Annotated in this window: 20 protein-coding genes and 2 pseudogenes; 6 read left to right on the plus strand and 16 right to left on the minus strand. The window is 71.4% G+C overall.

The genetic code is table 11. From position 1 onward, the window contains the following. Window positions 1–11: 11 nt before the first annotated feature. Entirely contained in the window at window positions 12–596 is a 585-nt protein-coding gene (locus QP939_RS00855) for a nucleotidyl transferase AbiEii/AbiGii toxin family protein (RefSeq protein WP_285454528.1), read from the plus strand. A gap of 366 nt (window positions 597–962) precedes the next feature. Here QP939_RS00855 and QP939_RS00860 read toward each other — a convergent pair whose 3' ends face one another. Beyond that, a complete protein-coding gene (locus QP939_RS00860; RefSeq protein ID WP_285454529.1) occupies window positions 963–1229 on the minus strand; it encodes a hypothetical protein in 267 nt (88 codons plus the stop codon). 32 nt (window positions 1230–1261) lie between these two features. Then, window positions 1262–2368, minus strand: coding sequence for a dual-specificity RNA methyltransferase RlmN (gene rlmN / locus QP939_RS00865; RefSeq protein WP_285454531.1), 1107 nt, complete (start codon window positions 2366–2368; stop codon window positions 1262–1264). Between the two features lie 126 nt (window positions 2369–2494). On the opposite strand from rlmN, the gene QP939_RS00870 reads away from it, so the two are divergent. Continuing rightward, window positions 2495–3085 carry a hypothetical protein gene (locus QP939_RS00870; protein ID WP_285454532.1) on the plus strand — a complete coding sequence of 197 codons (591 nt, stop codon included), beginning with the start codon at window positions 2495–2497 and terminating at the stop codon, window positions 3083–3085. Here QP939_RS00870 and QP939_RS00875 read toward each other — a convergent pair whose 3' ends face one another. From QP939_RS00875 to QP939_RS00905, 7 genes are all read right to left on the minus strand, one after another. Continuing rightward, entirely contained in the window at window positions 3086–4204 is a 1119-nt protein-coding gene (locus QP939_RS00875) for an FAD-dependent oxidoreductase (protein ID WP_285454533.1), read from the minus strand. 96 nt (window positions 4205–4300) lie between these two features. Beyond that, window positions 4301–6610 carry a thiamine pyrophosphate-binding protein gene (locus tag QP939_RS00880; protein WP_285454534.1) on the minus strand — a complete coding sequence of 770 codons (2310 nt, stop codon included), beginning with the start codon at window positions 6608–6610 and terminating at the stop codon, window positions 4301–4303. A 107-nt stretch (window positions 6611–6717) separates the two neighbouring features. Continuing rightward, window positions 6718–7203 (minus strand): Lrp/AsnC family transcriptional regulator, encoded by a 486-nt coding sequence (locus QP939_RS00885; RefSeq protein ID WP_285454535.1) that lies wholly within the window; start codon window positions 7201–7203, stop codon window positions 6718–6720. Window positions 7204–7215: 12 nt separating this feature from the next. Beyond that, complete coding sequence (locus QP939_RS00890; RefSeq protein WP_285454536.1) at window positions 7216–8223, minus strand: ABC transporter substrate-binding protein; 1008 nt, start codon at window positions 8221–8223, stop codon at window positions 7216–7218. Further along, complete coding sequence (locus tag QP939_RS00895) at window positions 8213–9025, minus strand: ABC transporter ATP-binding protein (protein ID WP_285454537.1); 813 nt, start codon at window positions 9023–9025, stop codon at window positions 8213–8215. Before QP939_RS00895 ends, QP939_RS00890 begins: the two co-directional genes overlap by 11 nt. A 10-nt stretch (window positions 9026–9035) precedes the next feature. Next, window positions 9036–10064: a FecCD family ABC transporter permease gene (locus tag QP939_RS00900; RefSeq protein ID WP_285454539.1), complete on the minus strand. Its 1029-nt coding sequence runs from the start codon at window positions 10062–10064 to the stop codon at window positions 9036–9038. Next, on the minus strand, window positions 10061–11068 hold the full coding sequence (locus QP939_RS00905) for a FecCD family ABC transporter permease (RefSeq protein WP_285454540.1): 1008 nt from the start codon (window positions 11066–11068) through the stop codon (window positions 10061–10063). The genes QP939_RS00900 and QP939_RS00905 overlap by 4 nt, the downstream gene beginning before the upstream one ends. Before the next feature lie 392 nt (window positions 11069–11460). On the opposite strand from QP939_RS00905, the pseudogene QP939_RS52140 reads away from it, so the two are divergent. Together QP939_RS52140 and QP939_RS52145 are read left to right on the plus strand one after the other, a co-directional pair. After that, window positions 11461–11553: pseudogene (locus QP939_RS52140) on the plus strand (PadR family transcriptional regulator); the annotation flags it as partial. Between the two features lie 159 nt (window positions 11554–11712). Next, on the plus strand, window positions 11713–11850 hold the full coding sequence (locus tag QP939_RS52145) for a hypothetical protein (protein ID WP_285454541.1): 138 nt from the start codon (window positions 11713–11715) through the stop codon (window positions 11848–11850). Here QP939_RS52145 and QP939_RS00920 read toward each other — a convergent pair. Then, window positions 11790–12599: a class I SAM-dependent methyltransferase gene (locus tag QP939_RS00920; RefSeq protein ID WP_285454542.1), complete on the minus strand. Its 810-nt coding sequence runs from the start codon at window positions 12597–12599 to the stop codon at window positions 11790–11792. The two genes, QP939_RS52145 and QP939_RS00920, sit on opposite strands and share 61 nt — an antisense overlap. Window positions 12600–12702: 103 nt before the next feature. Here QP939_RS00920 and QP939_RS00925 point away from each other — a divergent pair, with 103 nt between their 5' ends. Beyond that, window positions 12703–13548 (plus strand): VOC family protein, encoded by an 846-nt coding sequence (locus QP939_RS00925; RefSeq protein ID WP_285454543.1) that lies wholly within the window; start codon window positions 12703–12705, stop codon window positions 13546–13548. Here QP939_RS00925 and QP939_RS00930 read toward each other — a convergent pair. Further along, window positions 13536–14858 (minus strand): MFS transporter, encoded by a 1323-nt coding sequence (locus QP939_RS00930; protein ID WP_285454545.1) that lies wholly within the window; start codon window positions 14856–14858, stop codon window positions 13536–13538. The two genes, QP939_RS00925 and QP939_RS00930, sit on opposite strands and share 13 nt — an antisense overlap. A 94-nt stretch (window positions 14859–14952) precedes the next feature. Between QP939_RS00930 and QP939_RS00935 the strand changes: the two genes are divergently transcribed. Beyond that, on the plus strand, window positions 14953–15879 hold the full coding sequence (locus QP939_RS00935; RefSeq protein WP_285454546.1) for a LysR family transcriptional regulator: 927 nt from the start codon (window positions 14953–14955) through the stop codon (window positions 15877–15879). On the opposite strand, the gene QP939_RS00940 is transcribed toward QP939_RS00935, so the two are convergent. From QP939_RS00940 to rpsB, 5 genes and pseudogenes are all read right to left on the minus strand, one after another. Then, window positions 15829–16854, minus strand: a complete 1026-nt coding sequence (locus QP939_RS00940) for a phosphatidate cytidylyltransferase (protein ID WP_285454547.1) — start codon at window positions 16852–16854, stop codon at window positions 15829–15831. The genes QP939_RS00935 and QP939_RS00940 overlap by 51 nt on opposite strands. Further along, complete coding sequence (gene frr, locus QP939_RS00945; protein WP_285454548.1) at window positions 16854–17411, minus strand: ribosome recycling factor; 558 nt, start codon at window positions 17409–17411, stop codon at window positions 16854–16856. Before frr ends, QP939_RS00940 begins: the two co-directional genes overlap by 1 nt. A gap of 198 nt (window positions 17412–17609) precedes the next feature. Beyond that, window positions 17610–18204 (minus strand): annotated as a pseudogene (locus QP939_RS00950) (uridine monophosphate kinase); the annotation flags it as partial. Window positions 18205–18318: 114 nt separating this feature from the next. Then, window positions 18319–19134: a translation elongation factor Ts gene (tsf, locus tag QP939_RS00955; protein WP_285454549.1), complete on the minus strand. Its 816-nt coding sequence runs from the start codon at window positions 19132–19134 to the stop codon at window positions 18319–18321. Between the two features lie 90 nt (window positions 19135–19224). Beyond that, entirely contained in the window at window positions 19225–20091 is an 867-nt protein-coding gene (rpsB, locus tag QP939_RS00960) for a 30S ribosomal protein S2 (protein ID WP_285454550.1), read from the minus strand. Window positions 20092–21195: the final 1104 nt, after the last annotated feature.

The raw sequence follows: 21195 nt of genomic DNA on the forward strand, positions 1-21195 counted from the left end.
AAGTTGCACACATGTTCTTCGCGCTGCCCGCGAGCGAGGGATTCCTGCTCGCGGGCGGCGCCGCACTGATCGCACAGCACCTCACCGAACGCCCGACTCAAGACCTGGACTTCTTCGCCAGTCAACAGTGCGGCGACGTCGCGGCAGCGCGAGATGAACTCGAAGCGGCGGTCAGGGCCGCTGGCTGGTCCTCACACCGGCTCCGCGACAGCCCAGATTTCTGTCGGCTGATGGTCAGCGCGGACGAGGAGTTGCTCGTCGACATCGCCTTAGATTCCCCGCCCCATCAACCTCCGACGATCAGCGTCGCCGGGCCCACCTTCAACCTCGAAGAACTCGCCGGCCGCAAAGTCGTCGCCCTGTTCGACCGGGCCGAGGCCCGCGACTTCGCCGACGTGTACGCGCTGTCCAAGCGTTATCCGAAAGAACTTCTTCTCACCCTCGCCGCAGACTTCGATCGCGGGTTCGACAAGGCAATCTTCAGCCAGATGATCGGTAGCCTCGACCGGTTCCCAGACGATGCCATTCCCGTAGCCACGGATGATGTCGCGACCGTACGTGCCTTCTTCGCCGACTGGGCCGCCGAGCTGCGCTGACCTACGACCCAAAGCACACAGCAGCAACGACCGATGCGCTGGCCGGGATCGGACCCTCGAGACCGACGACGGAGGCACGAACGGCAACCCCGTTCACTGATGACAGCCGGTGAAACCGCACGTTGCCGACAGCCGACCGGGCCTCCCATATGCCCTCGTTGAGCGACGTTGTGCCCTCTATCTGTGCACCTCGGAGTCTAGCCGCGGCAAACGCGTTGCAGCGAACTTCCACGAGCCGCGATGAGTCAAGCCTCAGCCGACGAGCAGGTCAGCAAGCAGATTCGTACAGTTCTCGTGGTCATCCACACGGCGGCTGCGGAGTACGTCACCAGGCGACCGATGCATGACCGACCGTGATCGAAATGATCAGCGATCGAGCCACGGAGCGAGCAGCTTCTCCAGATCGGCATCCGAAAGCGCCCGAGGCCCACCGTGGAATTCGTGCCATCGCGCAGCATCGCAGGCCGCCGCGTACTCGACCTCGAACGCCCGCATCAGCACGTACATGAACGTCACCGAGCTGAACCGCTCGCCCAGCAACGTCCGCGCTTCGCGGGCGACGTCCGTCGCACCACCGAAATCCGCGAGCTTCAACGATTCCGCAGCCGGGTCCAACAGGCTGGGGGCATACATCACGACGAACTTCCCATCACAGAAACGAAAACTCAGCCTTCAGCGGCCAGCTGCCCACACGCGGCGGCGATCTCCTGGCCCCGCGTGTCGCGCACCGTGCACGCTACTCCGCCCGCGTTCACCAGCCGCACGAACTCCCGCTCCACCGGCTTCGGCGACGCGTCCCACTTCGACCCCGGCGTCGGGTTCAACGGGATCACGTTCACGTGCACCAGCTGACCCAGGTGCTGACGCAACCGGCGAGCCAGCAACTCCGCCCGCCACGGCTGGTCGTTGATGTCCCGGATCAACGCGTACTCGATCGACACCCGCCGACCCGACGTGTCCGCGTAATACCGCGCAGCCGAGAGCACCTCGTCCACCGACCACCGGTTGTTCACCGGCACCAGCGTGTCCCGCAGCTCGTCGTCCGGCGTGTGCAGCGACACCGCCAGCCGCACCTGCATCTTCTCATCGGCGAGACGCCGGATCGCCGGGGCGAGACCCACCGTCGACACCGTCACCGACCGCTGACCGATCCCCAGACCACCCGGCGCCGGATCCGTGATCCGCCGGACCGCCGCCACCACGCGCTTGTAGTTGGCCAGCGGCTCGCCCATCCCCATGAACACGATGTTCGACAGCCGTCCGGGGCCACCCGGCATCGTGCCGTCGCGCATGACCGCCGCCGCCGAGCGGACCTGGTCCACGATCTCCGCCGTCGAAAGGTTGCGGTCCAGGCCGCCCTGGCCCGTCGCGCAGAACGGGCACGCCATGCCGCAGCCCGCCTGGCTCGAGATGCACAGCGTCGCGCGGTCCGGGTAGCGCATCAGGACGCTCTCCAGCAGCGTGCCGTCGTGCGCCCGCCACAGCGTCTTGCGGGTCGCGCCGTTGTCCGCCGCCAGCGCGCGGACCTCCGTCAGCAGCGTCGGCATCAGCGACTCGACGAGCCGCGCGCGCGAAGCCGCCGGGATGTCCGTCATCTCCGCCGGGTCGACCGTCAGGCGGGAGAAGTAGTGGTTCGACAGCTGCTTCGCGCGGAACGGCTTCTCCCCCAGCTCGGCGACCGCGGCCGCCCGGTCCGCGACCGAGAGGTCGGCGAGGTGGCGCGGCGGCAGGCCACGCTTGGGGGCGTCGAAGACGAGCGGGAGGGCAGTCATAACCTGACCAGTGTCCCACGCGCCCACCAGCGCCGCCCGGGCCGCCCTCGCCGGATGTAGGCCAGGTCACCGGCGAAACCGGGACGGCCGTCGAAGAGTCCAACCCCGGACGAAAGAGGTGAGCCCGTGATCTTCCGGCGCAGCGTCCTGGCCGTCGCGGTGGTGCTGGGTGCCGCCGCGTGCAGCACGTCGACCGCGGGACAGGCCCAGCCCGTGCCGACCTCGGCCGCCGGCCCGCAGATCGCCGTCGGGACCATGCGCGTGACCCTGCCGCTGGGCGCCGAGTACACCGAACACAGCCAGGACGGCCTCCTCGACGGCTGCATCAGCGAAGGCACCGTCGTCTGCGAAGCACGGCTCCTGGACCTGCGCGAAACGACTTCGGACCCCAACGCGCCCTTCAACGTCCCGAGCGCGAAGCGGCCCTTCGGCTGGTACACGGGCACAGACGTGCCGTTGTGCATCACGCCCGCCGCACCGCCCGGGGCCGGCGCGGAAGCCACGGGCAGCACCCTGCTCGAGTCCGGGTTCGCGCCGGTCGGCCCGAAGAAGGCCGAGTACGGCCGCTGGCAGGTCACGTGCGCGGACTCGGCGCAGAACAGCCAGGTCCGCATGTGGTGGCTGCCGACGAGCAAGATCCTCGTCGTCCAGTACGGGGCCTTCCCCGGCTGGGACGCGAAGATGGACAACCTGCTCGCCGGCGCCACCTTCACCTGATCATTTCTCCTGCTCGGCGATCAGGTCGAGCAGGTGCTGGGGAGGTTCGCCGCCGAAGAGGCTCTCGAGCAGCGCCGCCTCGTCCGTCGGGGTCTCCGCGCGGACGAACATGGCCTGCTCGTACTCGGCGAGCGCCGCCTCGACGTCGTCCGGGTGCGCGGCGAGCGCCTGGCCGAGCTCGGCGCCGTCGAGCATCGCCAGGTTGGCGCCCTCGCCGTTGGGGGCGGTGAGGTGGGCCGCGTCGCCGACCAGGGTCACGCCCGGGACCCGCGACCACCGCTGTCCTGCCGGCAACGCGTGGTGCAAACGCAGGACCGGCGGGGTGTCGCCGTCGGTGATCAGGGCGAGCAGTTCCGGGGCCCAGCCGTCGAACTCCCGCACGATCGGCGTCGCGTCCGTGAGGTCGAGGGCCTCGAACCATTCCAGGGGCCGGGACAGCTGCACGTACGTGTGCAGCGTGTCGCCGGTTTCCCGGTGCGCGTTGATGGCGTCGCCGGGCGTCGGGCCGTTCGAGAACATCGACCCGCCCCCGACCGCCTTCGCCGCCTCCGGGTGCCGGGTGTCGGCTTCGTACAGGTACGTCTCGACGAACGCGGTCCCGGCGTACTCGGGGACGGCGTCGGTCAGCAGCGGCCGCACCCGTGACCAGGCCCCGTCCGCGCCGACCAGCAGGCTTGTGACGACGGTGCCGCCGTCGGCGAACGTCACCTCGTGGCGGCCGTCGTCGAGCGTCCGGGCGCCGGTGGCCTTGCGTCCCCACCGGACGGTCCCCTCGGGGAGCGCGTCGAGCAGGAGCTGCCGCAGCTCGCCGCGCTGGACTTCGGGACGCCCGCCCGTGCCGTCGTCGGCCTTCTCGAACAGGACGGTCCCGTCGCGGTCGAGGATCCGCATAGCCTCGCGGCCTTCGAGGACCAGGCCGCGGAACTCGGCCATGAGCCCGGCCGCCTCGACGGCGAGCTGCCCGTTGTAGTCGTGGATGTCGAGCATCCCGCCTTGCATGCGGGCCATCGGCGACGACTCGGCTTCGTAGACCTCCGCCGGGATGCCGTGGACGTGCAGGACTCGGGCGAGGGTGAGCCCGCCGAGACCGGCACCGATGATCGTGACTGGGGTGTGCATGGCAGCTCCTCAAGGTCTGGAATCTTGTTCCAGAACCCTGCCGGGCCGCGCTGGCAGGCCGCGCACACGGCGCTGGCACACCCCTGGCACGACCGCCTAGGCCGTCACGTCGAGCGCGGCGCGGATGATCGCGTCCGTGTCGATGCCGTGGTACCGGTAGACGTCCTCGATCGAGCCGGACTGGCCGAAGCCCGTGACACCGAGCGCGACCGACGGGACCCGGTTGATCCCGGCGAGGAACGCCAGCGTGTGCGGGTGTCCGTCGAGCACCGTGACCAGCGGCTTCGCCCGTGACGCCGGGAAGATCTGGTCGAGGATCCACGACTCGCCGCTCCCCCGGCCGCCCCGCGCCTGGACCGCCTCGAACAGCAGGCCGGGACTCGTCACGCAGACGACGTCGGCCTCGACGCCGACCTGTGCCAGCCGCTCGGCCGCCGCCAGGGTGTCCGGCACGAGCGCGCCCATCGCCGCCAGCGTGACCGCCGGCGCCGAGGCGCGGCGCAGCAGGTAAGCCCCCGCCACGACCTGGCGGCGACGGCGTTCGCGCGCCGCCGGGTCCGTCGGCACCGCGGCCAGGGTCTGGTCGACCGGGCGCGTCGAGAGCCGGAAGTACGACGACGTGCCGCCCGGCTTGCCGAGCCGCCCGAGCGCCGCGAGCAGCGTCCACTCGGTGTCGATCGCGAACGCCGGTTCGTAGCTGACGCAGCCGGGCTGCTCGATGCCGATCGACGGCGTGGTGATCGACTGGTGCGCGCCGCCTTCGGGGGCGAGCGTGACGCCGGACGGCGTGCCGATCAGGATCGACTGCCCGCCCGCGTAGATGCCGAACGACCACGGCTCCAGCGCGCGCTCGACGAACGGGTCGTACATGACGCCGATGGGCAGCAGCGGCTCGCCCCAGCGGCTCCAGGTCGCGCCCAGCTCGCCCAGCAGGCCGACCAGGTTCGTCTCGGCGATGCCGAGCTCGAGGTGCTGGCCGGTGGGCTTCTCGCGCCAGTGCATGATCGTCTCAGGGTCGTCCTCGAACCAGTCGCGCCGCTCAGTCGCCGACCAGACGCCGACCTTGTTGACCCAGCCGCCGAGGTTGGTCGTCGAGCTGACGTCGGGGCTGACCGTCACGACGCGCTTCGCCGCTTCGGGCGCTTCGCGCGTCAGGTCGAGCAGAACGCGTCCCAGCGCCGCCTGCGTCGTCGCGGTCCCGGACGGCGTACGCCCGATGTCGACCGGCAGTTCCACCGAAGGCAGCGAAGGAACTTCAGGACGGCGAAGGCGCGAAGCGACTTCAGCGCACAACGCGGCTTCGGAGGACCCGTCCGCGAAGCGCTCCCACGGCGACGAGAGGTCCGTACCCAGCGAAGCGGCGAGCTCTTCCATCTGTGCGACGGTCAGCAGCGAAGAGTGGTTCTGCGGGTGCCCCTGCGTCGGCAGCCCACGGCCCTTCACGGTGTAGCAGAAGATGACCGTCGGCCGGCTGTCCGAAATGGACGCGAAGACCTCGTCGAGCGAGCCGAGGTCGTGGCCGCCGAGGTTGCGGATGGCGGCCAGCAGCGTCTCGTCGTCGAGCGACGCCACCAGCCCGGCGAGCGCCGCGTCGCCCGCGGGCAGCCGGTCGCGCACCTGCGCGGCGTCGCACCGCAGCAGCCGCTGGTACTCGGGGTTCGGCATCGCGTCGATGCGGGCGCGCAGCTCGGCGCCGCCGGGCCGGGTGAACAGCTCTTCCAGCAGCCGCCCGTACTTGAGCGTCAGCACCTGCCAGCCCGCCGCGTCGAACATGCCCTGCAGCCGCCCGGCCGCGATGTTCGGGACGACCCGGTCGAGCGACTGGCGGTTGAGGTCGACGATCCAGACGATCTCGCCCAGCTCGGCGACGCCCGGGTCGAGGATCGCCTCCCAGATCGCGCCTTCGTCCAGCTCGGCGTCGCCGACCAGCGAGTACTGGCGGCCGGTCCCGGCGGAAGAACCCCGGGTCGTCAGGTAGCGGCGGGCCAGCGCACCCCAGATCGGGGCGGTCGCGCCGATGCCGACCGAGCCGGTCGAGTAGTCGACGGGGTCGGGGTCCTTGGCGCGGCTCGGGTAGCTCTGCAGGCCGCCGAACTCGCGCAGCGTCGGCAGGTAGGCCTCGTCGAGCTCGCCGAGCAGGTAGTTGATCGCGTGGAGCACCGGCGACGCGTGCGGCTTCACCGAGACGCGGTCCTCGGGCCGCAGGTGCCGGAACCACAGCGACGTCATGATCGAGACCAGCGACGCGCACGAAGCCTGGTGCCCGCCGACCTTGAGCCCGGACGGGTTCGGCCGGACGCGGTTGGCCTGGTGCACGATCGCGGTGGCGAGCCACAGCACCCGCCGTTCGATCGCGGCGAGCTCGGCGGAGCCGGTCGCCGGAGCCGTCGGGGAGGCCTGAGTCATCGTCGACACCTTTCGTGCAGGAAGCGCACACCAGAACAGCACTGGTGCACGCATCGCACAACCGATGTCGTGGCGAGTGAGCAGAATGCCCACCGGAATCGGACGGCTCAGGTCTCCGGGTGCGCAGAATGCACGCGCTCCAGCAGGGGCGTCAGCCGGTACGGGACGAGCTCGCGCATGACGAGCGAGATGTTCGTCCGCTCCACCCCGGGCGAGGCGAGGATGTGGCCGGCGACGCGGTAGAGGTCGTCGGCGTCGACCGCGACGACCTGCACCATGAGGTCGCTCGCCCCGGTCAGCCCGCAGACCTCGGTGACCTCGGGGATGGCCGAGAGCGCTTCGGCGACCTCCGCGAGGCGCCGCTGGTCGACCATGGCGTTGACGAAGGCGCGCAGCGGGTAGCCCAGCCGCGCCGGGTCGATGCGGCGTTCGAACGACCCGAGGACGCCGCGCTGGTCGAGCCGCGCGAGCCGGGCCTGCACCGTATTCCGGGACAGGCCCAGCCGCTCGGCCAAAGCGACCGCGGTGGACCGGGGGTCCTCCCGCAACGCCTCGAGCAGGCGCGCGTCGATCTCGTCGATGGTTTCCGGCACCTGCCGATCTTCTCAGCCCAAGTACTTCTTGAGGTCGTCGAGGACCTTCATCGCCCCGATCGGACCGAGACCGAGGAACCAGACCTCGTCGGCGACCGGGATCGCGTGCTTCGCCTTGACCGCGCCGAGGCCCGCCCACAGCCCACTGCTGGTGACGGCCTTCTCGTCCGCGCTCGGGCCCGCGCCGTAGCTGGAGTAGAAGATCCAGTCGGCGTCGGCTTCGTCGATGCGCTCCTTGGAGATCTGCGCGGCCAGCTCGTCGATGTTCTGGTTCGCCGGCCGCGCGAGGCCGACGTCCTTGAGGATCACGCCGATGAACGACAGGTTGCCGTAGAGCCGGATGTTGCCGGACAGGAACCGCAGCAGCGAAATCTTCGGCGCGCCCTTCACCGAAGCCTTCACCTCGTTCGCGCGCTTCTGGTAGTCGTTCAGCAGCCCGACGGCCTTCGTCTCGTCACCCAGCGCGGCCCCGACCAGCAGCAGGTTCTCCTTCCACGGGAACCCGGGCCGGATGCTGAACACCGTCGGCGCGATCTTCGACAGCTGCGGGTAGAGGTCCTTGGCGCGCAGCTTGCTGCCGACGATCAGGTCCGGCGTCAGCGCGGCGATCGCCTCGAGGTTGAGGTTGTTGATCTCCCCGACCGTCGGGATGCCCTTGACGCGGTCGGCGAGGTACGACGGCACGCCGCTCTGCCCGGCGGTGGTGGCCATCCCGACCGGGGTGACGCCGAGCGCGAGGACGTCGTCGAGCTCGCCGCTGTCGAGGACCACGACCCGCGCTGGCTTCTTCTCCAGCTTCGTCTTGCCCAGCGCGTGGGTGACGGTGCGCGGGAAGACGCCGGGGCCGACGTCGGCGCCGAGTTTCGCGGTCTCGCTGTCCGCGGTCGAGAACAGCCGTCCGCCGGTGGCGACCTCCTGGTCGCCGACGCCGGAGCTGCTCGGCTTCTCGGGCTGCCCGCAGGCGGCGAGGAGGGTGACCGCGGCGAGGGCGGCGGTCAGTCGAGTCCACTTAGGACGCATCGGGGTTTCCTTTCGGGGTGGCCCGCCGCTTGCCGATCGGGACGATCAGCGGCGTGGCGGAGACCGGGTCTTCGATGACCCGGCAGGGCATGCCGAAGACGTCGGCGACGAGGTCGGCGGTGAGGATGTCGGCGGGCGCGCCCTCGGCGGCGATCCGGCCGTCCTTCATCGCGATGAGGTGGTCGCCGTAGCGGGCGGCCAGGTTGAGGTCGTGCAGGACGATGACGATGGTCCGGCCGTCCTCGGCGTTCAGCTCGGACAGCAGGTCGAGGACCTCGACCTGGTGGGCGATGTCGAGGAACGTCGTGGGCTCGTCGAGCAGCAGCAACGGCGTCCGCTGGGCCAGCGCCATGGCGATCCAGACGCGCTGGCGCTGCCCGCCGGACAGCTCGTCGACCGGCCGGGCGGCCAGCTCGACGGTGTCGGTCGCGACCATCGCCTTCGCGACGGCGTCGTCGTCTTCGGCGCTCCAGCGGCGGAACATGCCCTGGTGCGGGTAGCGGCCGCGGCCGACGAGGTCGGCGACGGTGATGCCCTCGGGCGCGGTCGGCGACTGCGGCAGCAGGCCGAGCACGGTGGCGACGTCCTTGCTGCGCAGCGTCGTGATGCCCTCGCCGTCGAGGTAGACCGCGCCCGCGGTCGGCGTGAGCAGCCGGGCGAGGCCGCGCAGCAGCGTCGACTTCCCGCACGCGTTGGTCCCGACGATCATGGTCACCTTGCCGGGCGGGATCCGCACGGACAGGTCCTTGACCACGCGCAGCGGCCCGTAGCCGAGGTCGAGGTTCTCGGTGTGCAGTGTCACGGCGTTCCTCTCACACTCGCCCGGCGCGGTTGGCGGTGGCCAGCAGCCACAGCAGGTACGGCGCGCCCACGGCGCCGGTGACGACGCCGACCGGCAGCTGGTGGCCGAGCAGGTGCTGGGCGGCGAAGTCGCCGAGCAGCACGACGAGCGCCCCGGTCAAGGCGGCCGGGACGAGACCCGCGCGGGCGCCGCCGACGAGCCGCGTCGCGATCGGGTTGGCCACGAACGCGACGAAGGCGACGGGTCCCGCGGCCGCCGTCGCGAAGGCGGCGAGCGCGACGGCGATCAGCAGCAGGACCAGGCGGCTGCGTTCGACTCTCAGCCCCAGCCCCGCCGCGGTGTCGTCGCCGAGCTGCAGCCCGGTGAGCGCGCGGCTCCGCAGCAGCGCGGCGGGCAGCAGGACGACGAGCGCGGCGGCCAGCGGCCCGGCGTGGTCCCAGCCGCGGCCGTTGAGGTTGCCGGTCAGCCAGACCAGAGCCTGCTGCGCGAGGGTGACGTCGGCCCAGGTCATCAGGTACGAGATGACGCTGGTCAGCACCGCCCCGACGCCGACGCCGACGAGGACCAGCCGGTAGCCGTGGACGCCGCCGCGGCGGGCCAGGAGGTAGATCGTCGCGCCGGTCAGCACCGCGCCGGCCAACGCCGCGATGGAGACGACCGCTCCCCCGGCCCCGAAGAGGACGATCGCGACGACCGCCGCCGCGCTCGCGCCCTGCGTCACGCCGATGACGTCCGGACTGGCCAGCGGATTGCGCAGGAGACGCTGGAAGAGCGCGCCGGACGTCCCGAAGGCGATGCCGACGAGGACGCCGGTGATCGCGCGCGGCAGCCTCAGCTCCGTGACGACGTAAGCCGCGCGGCCGACGCTGTCACCGCCGAAGAGCAGGCCCGGCAGGTCGCCCAGCGGCACCGGGAAGTCGCCCACCGCCAGGGAAATCGCGAAGACGGCGACGATCGCGAGCGCCAGCACCACTGATACGGCACGGGCCCGGACCACGCCGCGACGGCGCGCGGCGGCGACCACCTCGACGGCGCTCACACTGCCACGACCTTCCGGCGCCGCACCAGGAACACGAACACCGGCGCGCCGAGGAGCGCGGTGATGATCCCGACCTGCACCTCGGCCGGGCGGGCGACCACGCGGCCGACGACGTCGGACACGAGCAGGAGCAGCGGCGCGAGCAGCGCGGAGTACGGCAGGAGCCAGCGGTGGTCGGGGCCGGTGACGAGCCGCGCGACGTGCGGCACGGTGAGCCCGACGAACGCGATGGGCCCGGCGATCGCCGTCGCGGACCCGCACAGGACGACGACGGCGAGCGCGCACACCAGCCGCGCCACCGGGACGTTCTGGCCGAGCGAGCGGGCGACGTCCTCGCCGAGCGCGAGGGCGTTGAGCAGCCGGGCGGCGACGAGGGCGAGCACCACGCCCGCGACCACGAACGGCACGGCCTGGATGATCGTCGCCGCGTCGCGGCCGGTCAGCGAGCCGACCTGCCAGAACCGGTACTGGTCGAACGTCGTCTGGTCGGTGAGCAGCAACGCGCTCGTCACCGACGCCAGTGCCGCCGTCACCGCGGCTCCGGCGAGCGCGAGCTTCACCGGCGTCGCCCCGGCCCGGCCCAGCGAGCTGACGCCGTAGACGACGGCTCCGGCGGCCGCGGCGCCGAGGAAGCCGAACCAGACGTAGCCGCCGATGCTCGCGATGCCGAACGTGCTGATGCCGAGGACGACGAAGAGCGCGGCGCCCGCGTTGACCCCGAGCAGGCCGGGATCGGCGAGCGGGTTGCGCGTCGCCCCTTGGATGACGGCGCCGGACAGGGCCAGCGCGACCCCGGCGAGCACCCCGGCGAGCGTGCGCGGGAGCCGGAGTTCGCGGACGACGAGGTGGTCGGGGTTCGCGGCGTCGAAGTGGAAGAGCGCGTCCAGCACGGTGGCCGGGCTCAGGCCGCGGGTGCCGACGGCGATGCTGAGGAGCACGGCGGCGGCCACGGCCGCGGTGAGGACCACCAGCCCGGCCGTGAGCGGGAGCGTTCGGGTCCGCACTGGTCGTTACCTCTGCTAACAGGTCTTTAGGCTTGCCTACCCTAGTTCGCCGGAACTTGAGGGCTCAAGTTCCGTGAGCGGTGTCACCGCCATCGGGTTGCGAGGCGACCGTTTCCGATATATCGTGAACGTGTCGCAACAGTTCGAGAAAGGAACACAGACATGCGTAGGCAACGACACCCCTTCGCCCACGAACGTGGGCGCGCACCTTTCGGGCCCTTCGGTGGTTTCGGCGAGTTCCCCCGGGCTTCGGCCCCGGTGGACGCGGTCGCGGCCACGGTCCGGGCCGGCGGGGTCACGGCGGACGGCGTAGCCGCCGCGGTGACGTCCGCGCCGCGATCCTGGCGCTGCTCGCCGAGCAGCCCCGGCACGGCTACGAGATCATCCGCGAGATCGGCGAGCGCTCCGGCGGCTTCTGGCGGCCGAGCCCCGGCTCGGTCTACCCGACGCTGCAGCTGCTGGCCGACGAAGGCCTCGTCATCAGCAAGGACGAGCACGGCAAGAAGCTGTTCGAGCTGACCGACGCCGGCCGCGCCGCCGCGGAGCAGCAGGACAGCACCCCGCCGTGGGAGCAGATCGCCCAGGACGTCGACCCGGCCGAGGTCGGCCTGGCTAAGGCGGGCAAGAACCTCGCCGCGGCCGTCGTGCAGATCATGCGCGCGGGCACCGAGAGCCAGCAGGCCCGCGCGGCCGAGGTGCTCAACGACGCCCGGCGCTCGCTCTACGGCATCCTCGGCGAGGACGAAGACGAGTCCTCCTCCGGCGAGGCGGCGGCCGAGTGACCTGGCAGGACGAGGCCGGTGGGCTTGACCCGCGCGTGGACGCGGTAGCCCACCGGCAGCGTCAGGTCCCGTTCGCGATTCCCGTTACGCTGCAAGGACTCCGCGATCGCCTGTTCGGCGACGGGCTTGCTGAACTCGATCTTCAGCACCGCTTCGAGGTCCGCCGCGGTGGCGAACCGCCACTCGGTGGCGACGCGACGGCAGCCGAACCCGGCGCGGGCGAAGAACCGTTCGACCGCGGCAGGGTCGTAGTGCGGTAGGTCGGCGCGCATCCAGCGGCCGTAGGGCTCGCTGGTGACGTCGAGGTCGACGATCAGGATCGCCCCGCCCGGCCGCAGCACCCGCTCGGCCTCCGCCAGCCCCGGCTCGCACCCGGGCCCGAAGAAGTACGCCGTGCGCGCGTGGACGACGTCGACACTCGCGCTGCGGACCGGCAGCCGCTGCGCCCGCCCGAGCTTGACATCGACGTTCGCCAGGCCCCGCACGCGCTTCAAAGCGTCGCGCACGAGCGGCTCGTGCGGCTCCACCCCGAGCACCGAACGCGCTTCGCGGGCGAAGCGCGGCAAGTGAAACCCGTCACCGCAGCCGACGTCCAAGACGTCCTTGCCGGCCCAGTCGAACTCCTCGCGCAGCACGCGCCAGATCTCGCCACGGCTGTCCTGCGCCCGGTTCTCCAGCTCGTAATCGGCCTGGTAGTACCAGATGTTCGGACTCGGCACGACTTCCGCGCGCCGCGACGGCCACCGCACCCGCTGCTCCTCCCGCTGTCCTCAGTGATCTCCCGGCAGCAAAATCTTGGCCGAAACCTCACGGATCACGCCTAGAATGCGGTGGGTATCGGGAGGAGCACACATGGCATTCGGCCCGTCCAGTACCCCATCCCCGGTCCCGGCCGGAATTCCGTGCTGGATCGAGCTGGCCTGCCGCGAGCCGGCCATCGCGGAGAGATTCTACGGTGCCCTCTTCGGCTGGGAGTACACCACTCAGCGAGATCCGGCGACGTCCGACGGGCGCTACGCGATCGCGTCGCTCAACACCCTCCCGGTCGGCGGGCTCTACCGCGCCGCGCAGGGCGCGCCGCTGGGCTGGATGCCGCACCTGTCCGTGCCGCACACCGCCAGTGCGGCCGAATGGGTGGAACACCTCGGCGGCAAGCTGACGCTCGGCCCGATGCCGATCCCGCGGCGCGGCACGATCCTGCACGCCTACGACGCGTGCGGCGCGCCGGTGGTGTTCTGGGAGGTGCCGCCGGACTGGGAGTTCGTCACCGGGATCCCCAACACCTTCAGCGGCGCGGACCTCAACACCCACGACGGCGTCGCGGCGGATCACTTCTACACCAAGCTCTTCACCTACTCGAGCCACCAGATCGGCGACGGCGAGTCGCTGGACTACGTCGAATGGCTCATCGAGCACGAGCCGGTGCTGTACCGGTACGTGATGGGGTCGGAGTACAGCCTGGACACCCCGCCGCACTGGCTCGTGTACTTCGACATCGACCCGGCCCGCGGCGCCGACGCGGTCGCGGGCGAGGCGCTGATGCACGGCGGCACCGTCGTCATCCAGCCCTACGACACCCCGTTCGGCCGGATGTCGATCCTGGCCGACCCGGAAGGCGCGGTCTTCGCCGTGATCGACCACTCGCGCGTCTCCGAGGACTGGGGCCGCGCCGAGGTCGACGACCCCTACGACGACTGACGCTCGGCGAACGCCAGCCCCGCGACCAGCGCGTACCCGGCCGCCACCAGCCACATCCCGGCGGCCGGGGCCAGCGCGCCGACGAGCGCGACCCCGATCGCGCCGCCGGTCTGGCGAGCCGCGTTGAGCACGCCCGCGGCCAGCCCGGCCTTGCCCGGCAAGGAGTTCATCGCCAGCGACGTCATCGCGGGCATCGCCAGGGAGCAGCAGCCGAAGACGACCGAGACCACGACGAACGGCACGAGCGCGCGTTCGGCGGGCAGCAAGGCGAAGCCGATCGAGCCGCCGAGCCCGGCGATCGCCCCCGCGACCATCGGGACGCGCGGGCCGAACCGCCCGGTGAGGCGTCCGCTGAAGAAAGCGTTGAGCCCGACGACCATCGTCAGCGGCACCAGGGCGAGCCCGGCGGCGAGCGCGCCGAGCGACCAGTCGCGTTGCAGGGACAGGGCGAGGCTGAAGAGCGTGCCGTAGAGGCAGAAGTTGAACAGGCCGCCGATCCCGGTCGCCACCGCGAAGTTCCGGATCTTCAGGATCCCGAGCGGCAGCACGGGTTCGGCGACCCGCTTCTCGACCACCACGAACACCACCCCGGCCACCACTCCCCCGGCGAGCAGCGCGAGGGTCGCGGGCGCGAGCCAGCCCGCGTGCCCGGCTTCGATGAACCCGGCGACGAACGCGGCCAGCGACGCCGTGCCGGAAACCTGCCCGGCCGGGTCGAGGTGGGCCTCGTGCCGCGGTGGTTCCGTGACCGCCCGCCGCGTCAGGACGATGGCGACGATCCCGACCGGCACGTTCACGGCGAACACCAGCCGCCAGTCGGCGAGCCCGACCGCGAGGCCGCCGAGCACCGGCCCGGCCGCGAGCCCGACGCCGCTCATCCCACCCCACACGCCGAGCGCGCGGGCGCGGGCGCGCGCGTCCGGGAACTGGTGGACGATCAAGGCGAGCGACGACGGCAGCAGCGCGGCGGCGCCCGCGCCCTGCACCGCCCGCGCCGCGATCAGCCACGGCGCCGAGCCGGCCACCGCGCAGCCGATGCTCGCCAGCACGAAGACCGCGACGCCGGCTTCGAAAACGCGTCGCGACCCCCACCGGTCCCCGGCGGCGCCCCAGGTGAGCAGGAACGCGGCGAGCGTGACGGTGTAGGCGTCGACGACCCACTGCAGCGCGGCGGTGGACGGCTCGCCGAAGTCTTCGCCGATCGCCGGGAGCGCCAGGTTCACGATGGTCGCGTCGAGCGTGATCATCACGAAGCCGAGGCAAACGGCGGTGAGCGCCAGCCGCGCCGGGGCGCGCGTTTCGGTGAGCATGCTCCGAGTGAAACCGCCGGACGCTTCGGCGGTCCACGAACCATCGCCTACCTCTGTTAGGCGGAACCTCCCACCGCAGGTCTACCGTGCTCCCATGGAACTGCGGCAGTTGCGGTACTTCCTCGCGGTGGCCGAGGAGCTGCACTTCACGCGGGCCGCGGAACGGCTGCACATCGCGAGCCCGTCGCTGTCGCAGCAGATCAAGAAGCTCGAACGCGAGCTCGGCGCGGCCCTGTTCGTCCGCGACCGGCGGCACGTCGAGCTGACCCGCGCCGGAGCGGCGTTGGTCGGCGACGCCCGGCAGATCCTGGACCTGGCCGACGCGGCCGCGCGGCGGGTCCGCGGCACCGCGCACACCAAGCTGCGCCTGGGGCACGTGAGCTGGCTGCCCGCGGAGCTGACGCAGCTGCTCGGCGACGTCGTCCGGCTCGACGAGTGGGTGCTGCCGTCGCACACGCAGGTGGTCCGCGTCGCCGAAGGGACGCTCGACCTGGCGCTGGCGTGGGTCGACCGGAAACGGCTCGACGCCCTGGACCTGACCGCGCACCTCGTGCGCGTCGAGACGATGCCCGCGGTCCTGCCGGGCGACCACCGCCTGGCCCGGGCCGACGCCGTGCCCGCGTCGGCGGTGTCGGTGCTGGTGGACTCGGACCAGTCGTCGTGGCTGGCGTGGAACGAGTTCGCGCTGGACTACGCGGCGGCCAGCGGCGCGCGCGTCGTCCACATCGACGACGGCGGGGTCACGGGCCAGGCGTTCTTCGACCACGTGACGCGGCTGCGGGTGCCGGTGCTGCAGTCGCCGAAGCGGCACACGGCCCCGTTCCCGCCGAGCCTGGTGCGGCGCCCGGTGAGCACCCCGGCGCGCTGGCCGTGGTCGTTGGTGCACCGGCGCGACGACGACCGGCCGGAGGTCGCCGTGGTCGTCGAGCGGGTGCTCGGACTGCGGGCGACGATGCGGTGGGACGCGGTCTCAGCCGAGCGGCACGAAGGCCGACAGCAGCAGCCAGGACACGACGGCTGAGGGCAGCAGCGAGTCGAGGCGGTCCATGATCCCGCCGTGCCCGGGCAGCAGCGTGCCCATGTCCTTGACGCCCAGATCGCGCTTGATCAGCGACTCGACGAGGTCGCCGAGGGTCGCGGTCAGCACGATCGCGATGCCGAAGATCACGCCCTGCCAGACGTGGCCGTCGAGCAGCAGGCTCAGCGTCAGGGCCCCGGCGACGACCCCGCCGACCAGCGAACCGGCGAAGCCCTCCCAGGTCTTCTTCGGGCTGATGGTGGGCGCCATCGGGTGCTTGCCGCCGAGCACCCCGGCGATGTAGCCGCCGGTGTCCGACGCGACGACGCCGATGAGGAAGGTGAGCACCCGCCCGACACCGTCGTGCGGCGGCACGAGCATGGCGGCGAAGGCCCCGAAGAGCGGCAGGTAGGCGGCGGCGAACGTCGACGCGCTGATGTCGCGCAGGTAGCCCTTGGCACCGCCGGGCAGCCGCCACAGCAGGCAGGCGAGGACGGTGAGGACGAACGCGGTGAGCGCGCCTTCCCGCCCGAACGGCCAGGCGAGCCAGATCATCGCCTGCCCGCCGACGAGCACCGGGATCATCGCGACCCGGATGTCGGCGACCCGGCGCAGCACCCCGGCGAACTCGAAGGTGCCGACCGCGATCGCGATCGCGATGATCCCGATGAACAGGAACCGCACGGTGAGCAGCGAAACGATGATGGCGGCCCCGAGCAGCAAGCCGACCCCGATGGCGGCGGGCAGGTTCCGGCCGGCCTTGGAGGCCTTCTTGACGACCTCCGGCGGCGCCGGCGTCTCCGCCGCACCCGTCCCCGAGGGCGCCCCCTCCGGCACGACCGGCGCTCCCGCCGTCCCGGGGAACCCGGGTGCGGCCGGAGCACCGGCGTCACCCGGCTCCGGTGTCCCGGACACGCCGGCCGGTCGGTCTCCGGTGGCGTCCACCCGGTCCTCGCGTTCCTCGCTCACCTGTGCCATCAGACCTCGAGCAGCTCGGCTTCCTTGTGCTTGACCAGCTCGTCGACCTTGTGCACGTAGGTGTCGGTCAGGTTCTGCAGTTCCTTCTCCGCGCGCGCGACCTCGTCCTCGCCGGCCTCGCCGTCCTTGGCGATGCGGTCCAGCTCGTCCTTGGCCTTGCGCCGGACGCTGCGGATCGACACCCGCGCGTCCTCGCCCTTGCCCTTGGCGACCTTCACCATCTCCTTGCGCCGCTCCTCGGTGAGCTGCGGGATGACGATGCGGATGACCTGGCCGTCGTTGCTCGGGTTGACCCCGAGGTCGGACTCCCGGATCGCCTTCTCGATGGCGCCGAGCTGGGTCTGGTCGTACGGCTTGATGAGCGCCATGCGGGCTTCCGGCACGTTCACGCTGGCCAGCTGGTTCAGCGGGGTCGGCGCGCCGTAGTACTCGACGACGATCCGCGAGAACATCGCCGACGAAGCCCGGCCGGTGCGTACCGACTGCAGCTCGTCCTTGGCGACGGACACCGCTTTTTCCATCTTCTCCTCGGCATCGAGGAGGGTCTCGTCGATCACGGTCACTCCCGTTGTTGTGATGGGTGGCGCTTGCTGATCCCAGCAGGTCTAGGCCGGCACCCCTTCGGCGGGGGTGCTGACCAACGTGCCGATTCTTTCACCACTGACCGCGCGGGCGATGTTCCCCTCGGTGAGCAGGTTGAACACGATGATCGGCATGTTGTTGTCCATGCAGAGGCTGAACGCCGTCGCGTCGGCGACCTTGAGGTCCCGCTCCAGCACCTCGCGGTGGGTGATCTCGCGGAACATCTCGGCGGTCGGGTCGGCCTTCGGGTCCGCGGTGTAGACGCCGTCGACGGCCTTCGCCATCAGCACGGCTTCGCAGCCCAGCTCGAGCGCCCGCTGCGCGGCCGCGGTGTCGGTGGAGAAGTACGGCATGCCGACCCCGGCGCCGAAGATCACGACGCGGCCCTTCTCCAGGTGCCGCTCGGCGCGGCGCGGGATGTAGGGCTCGGCGACCTGGCCCATCGTGATGGCGGTCTGCACGCGGGTGGGCAGGCCCTCCTTCTCCAGGAAGTCCTGCAGCGCCAGGCAGTTCATCACGGTGCCCAGCATCGCCATGTAGTCGGCGCGGTCGCGGTCCATGCCGCGCTGGGAGAAGCTCCGCGCCGCGGAAGTAGTTGCCGCCGCCGATCACGACGGCGACCTGGACGCCGGTGCGGGCGACGTCGGCGATCTGCTGCGCGACCGAGTGGACGACATCCGGATCGACGCCGATCGAACCACCGCCGAACATTTCGCCGCCCAGTTTCAGCAGCACCCGCCGGTAGCCACCTTCGACCCGGTCACCCATCTATGTCGCCTCCTACGCCCCTCGACCGTTTTTTGTCATATCCAGACCTGACAGTGCCCCGTCCCCGATGGACGGAGACGGGGCACTGGGTGAAACCTACGCCCGGGCCTGGCCTCAGGCCTGGCCGACCTCGAAGCGAGCGAACTTGGTCAGCGTGACGCCGGCCTCGTCCAGCAGGGCCTTGACGGTCTTCTTGTTGTCCTTGACCGACGGCTGCTCGAGCAGGACGTTGTCCTTGTAGTAGGCGTTGACCTTGCCCTCGATGATCTTCGGCAGGGCCTGCTCCGGCTTGCCTTCCTCGCGGGCGGTCTGCTCGGCGATGCGGCGCTCGTTCTCGACGATCTCGGCCGGCACCTCTTCGCGGGTCAGGTACTTCGCGCGCAGCGCGGCGACCTGCATGGCGGCACCGCGGGCGGCGTCGACGTCGTCACCGGTGAACTCGACGAGCACGCCGACGGCCGGCGGCAGGTCGGAGCCGCGGCGGTGCAGGTAGGTCGCGGTCTTGCCCTCGAAGGCCACGACGCGGCGCAGCTCGAGCTTCTCGCCGATGCGGGCCGAGAGCTCCTGGACGACCTCGTTGACGGTCTTGCCGTCGAGCTCGGCACCCTTGAGCGCGTCGACGTCGGAGGTCTTGAGGGTCTTCGCGACGTCGACGATCTTCGCGGCGAGCGCCTGGAAGTCGGCGTTCTTCGCGACGAAGTCGGTCTCGGAGTCGAGCTCGATGAGGACGCCGCCGTCGCCGGTGACCAGGCCCTCGGCGGTGGCGCGCTCGGCGCGCTTGCCGACGTCCTTGGCGCCCTTGATGCGGAGGAACTCGATGGCCTTCTCGAAGTCGCCGTCGTTCTCCTCCAGCGCCTTCTTGCAGTCCATCATGCCGGCGCCGGTCATCTCGCGCAGGCGCTTCACGTCAGCGGCGGTGTAGTTCGCCATTCTGGTAAATCCGTCCTTTGCAGGAAATCTGTGGGTTGCTACGCCGGTGCGGCCGGCCCGCGGAGGGCCGGCCGCACGGGCGGTGGGACATCAGGAGGAGGCGGTCGCCTGCTCGGTGGCGGCCTCGGTCGCGGCGGCGGCATTTGCGGCTGCGTCCGATTCGGTGGCGGTCTCGGAGCCGGCGAGCAGCTCCTTCTCCCACTCGGCCAGCGGCTCGTCGGAGGCGACACCCGGCTCCGGCTTCGCGTCGGCGGAGGCACCGTTGCGGCTGGAGCGGGCCATCAGGCCGGCGGCCGCGGCCTCGGCGACGACCTTGGTCAGCAGCGCGGCCGAGCGGATGGCGTCGTCGTTGCCCGGGATCGGGTAGTCGACCTCGTCCGGGTCGCAGTTGGTGTCCAGGATCGCGACGACCGGGATGTTCAGCTTCCGAGCCTCGCCGACGGCGATGTGCTCCTTCTTCGTGTCGACGATCCACACCGCGGACGGCACCTTGGCCATGTCGCGGATACCGCCGAGGGTCTTCTCCAGCTTTTCCTTCTCGCGGGTCAGCGTCAGGATCTCGCGCTTGGTGAGGCCGGCGAAGCCGCCGGTCTGCTCCTGGGCCTCGAGCTCCTTGAGGCGCAGGAGGCGCTTGTGCACGGTCTGGAAGTTGGTCAGCATGCCGCCGAGCCAGCGCTGGTTGACGTAGGGCATGCCCACGCGCGCGGCCTCGTTGGCGATGGCTTCCTGGGCCTGCTTCTTGGTGCCGACGAACATGATGGTGCCGCCGTGCGCGACGGTCTCCTTGATGAACTCGTACGCACGGTCGATGTAGGTCAGCGTCTGCTGCAGGTCGATGATGTAGATGCCGTTGCGCTCGGTGAAGATGTAGCGCTTCATCTTCGGGTTCCACCGGCGGGTCTGGTGCCCGAAGTGCACGCCGCTGTCGAGCAGCTGCTTCATGGTGACGACGGCCATTGCCGGAATCACACCTCTTCTGTGTCGTGCGCGCCATGCGTTCCGCTGACGCGCTGCTCGGTTTGTCGCTCGCGGCCGGGGTGGCCGTTCGCCCTGGTGCCCGTGCCGGTGCCCGGACCCCGGGAGAGAAAACCGGGGACCGCCGGACACCGTGCGACTCGCCCGCCGGGCCAGTGGCCGCCGGGGAGCGCGCACGTGCACGCGAAGTCAGCCCGCTGACGCGGACCGCGCAGAAGATTCTACCCCCTGCCACCAGCCCCTCCCCCACCGGCGGCCGCGGAGGCCCGCAGTTGTCCACAAGGGCTCCGGTTGTCCACAGATTCCCCGACGGCGCCCCACGGGGGTTCCGGGTGTCGCACGCTGGAGCCATGGAGTCGATCAAGCGTGGCGGTCCTCGGGTGTGGGGCTGGGCCGGGGTGGTGTTCGCCCTGGTAGCGGCGGTGTTCGTGGGGTGGGGAGGTGCGGTTGGGACGGCGATCGCGCCTGGGCGTGAGCCGGTGTCAGAGGTGCCGGAGACGGCATCGGGGGCCGCGGCCGCGGGGTCCGCGACGCTGGGGACAGCTCGCGATCCGGTGGCCGATCGGGTGCCACCGCCGGGGTCGCTGCTGCTGCCCGCGCCGCCGAGAGGGCGCTGGCCGCCGCCGTTGGAGGCGGCGGCCAGCGGGTGGCGAATCGGTGCGGCGCCGACATCAGCGAAAGGGCGGTGGTCACCTTCGGCGAGCGAGCCGCAGCCATCGCCCTCACTCGCTCCGCGCATGTCGTGGCCGTCCCCGGCACTCGCCTCGCGCGAGTCGTGGCCGTTCCCCGCACTCGCCTCGCCCGGGTCGTCGCCGTCCCCCGCACTCGCCCCGCGCGAATCATGGCCGTCCCCCGCCCTCGCCCCGCGCGAGTCGGGGCCATCCGTGCCCACGCCGAGCGAGCGGCTGTTGCCCGCCCTCGCCCCGCGCGAGTCGGGGCCATCCGTGCCCGCGCTGAGCGAGCCGCTGCCATCCGCCCTGCCCGCGCCAGGCGAGTCGTGGCCACCTTCCCTGCCCGCAGCGGCGAGCGGACCGCAGCCGACCTCGGCGCCCGCGCCGGTGCTCGCATCCGCGGCCGCCCTCCGAC

The sequence above is a fragment of the Amycolatopsis nalaikhensis genome, assembly GCF_030264295.1.
Lineage (GTDB): Bacteria > Actinomycetota > Actinomycetes > Mycobacteriales > Pseudonocardiaceae > Amycolatopsis > Amycolatopsis nalaikhensis.

Coding starts and splice junctions, on each gene's coding strand:
- rpsB (WP_285454550.1), bottom strand. CDS start 20,091: ATGGCCGTCGTCACCATGAAGCAGCTGCTCGACAGCGGCGTGCACTTC.
- tsf (WP_285454549.1), bottom strand. CDS start 19,134: ATGGCGAACTACACCGCCGCTGACGTGAAGCGCCTGCGCGAGATGACC.
- QP939_RS00935 (WP_285454546.1), top strand. CDS start 14,953: ATGGAACTGCGGCAGTTGCGGTACTTCCTCGCGGTGGCCGAGGAGCTG.
- QP939_RS00880 (WP_285454534.1), bottom strand. CDS start 6,610: ATGACTCAGGCCTCCCCGACGGCTCCGGCGACCGGCTCCGCCGAGCTC.
- rlmN (WP_285454531.1), bottom strand. CDS start 2,368: ATGACTGCCCTCCCGCTCGTCTTCGACGCCCCCAAGCGTGGCCTGCCG.
- QP939_RS00940 (WP_285454547.1), bottom strand. CDS start 16,854: ATGGCACAGGTGAGCGAGGAACGCGAGGACCGGGTGGACGCCACCGGA.
- QP939_RS00890 (WP_285454536.1), bottom strand. CDS start 8,223: ATGCGTCCTAAGTGGACTCGACTGACCGCCGCCCTCGCCGCGGTCACC.
- QP939_RS00855 (WP_285454528.1), top strand. CDS start 12: ATGTTCTTCGCGCTGCCCGCGAGCGAGGGATTCCTGCTCGCGGGCGGC.
- QP939_RS00860 (WP_285454529.1), bottom strand. CDS start 1,229: ATGTATGCCCCCAGCCTGTTGGACCCGGCTGCGGAATCGTTGAAGCTC.
- QP939_RS00875 (WP_285454533.1), bottom strand. CDS start 4,204: ATGCACACCCCAGTCACGATCATCGGTGCCGGTCTCGGCGGGCTCACC.
- QP939_RS00925 (WP_285454543.1), top strand. CDS start 12,703: ATGGCATTCGGCCCGTCCAGTACCCCATCCCCGGTCCCGGCCGGAATT.
- QP939_RS00930 (WP_285454545.1), bottom strand. CDS start 14,858: ATGCTCACCGAAACGCGCGCCCCGGCGCGGCTGGCGCTCACCGCCGTT.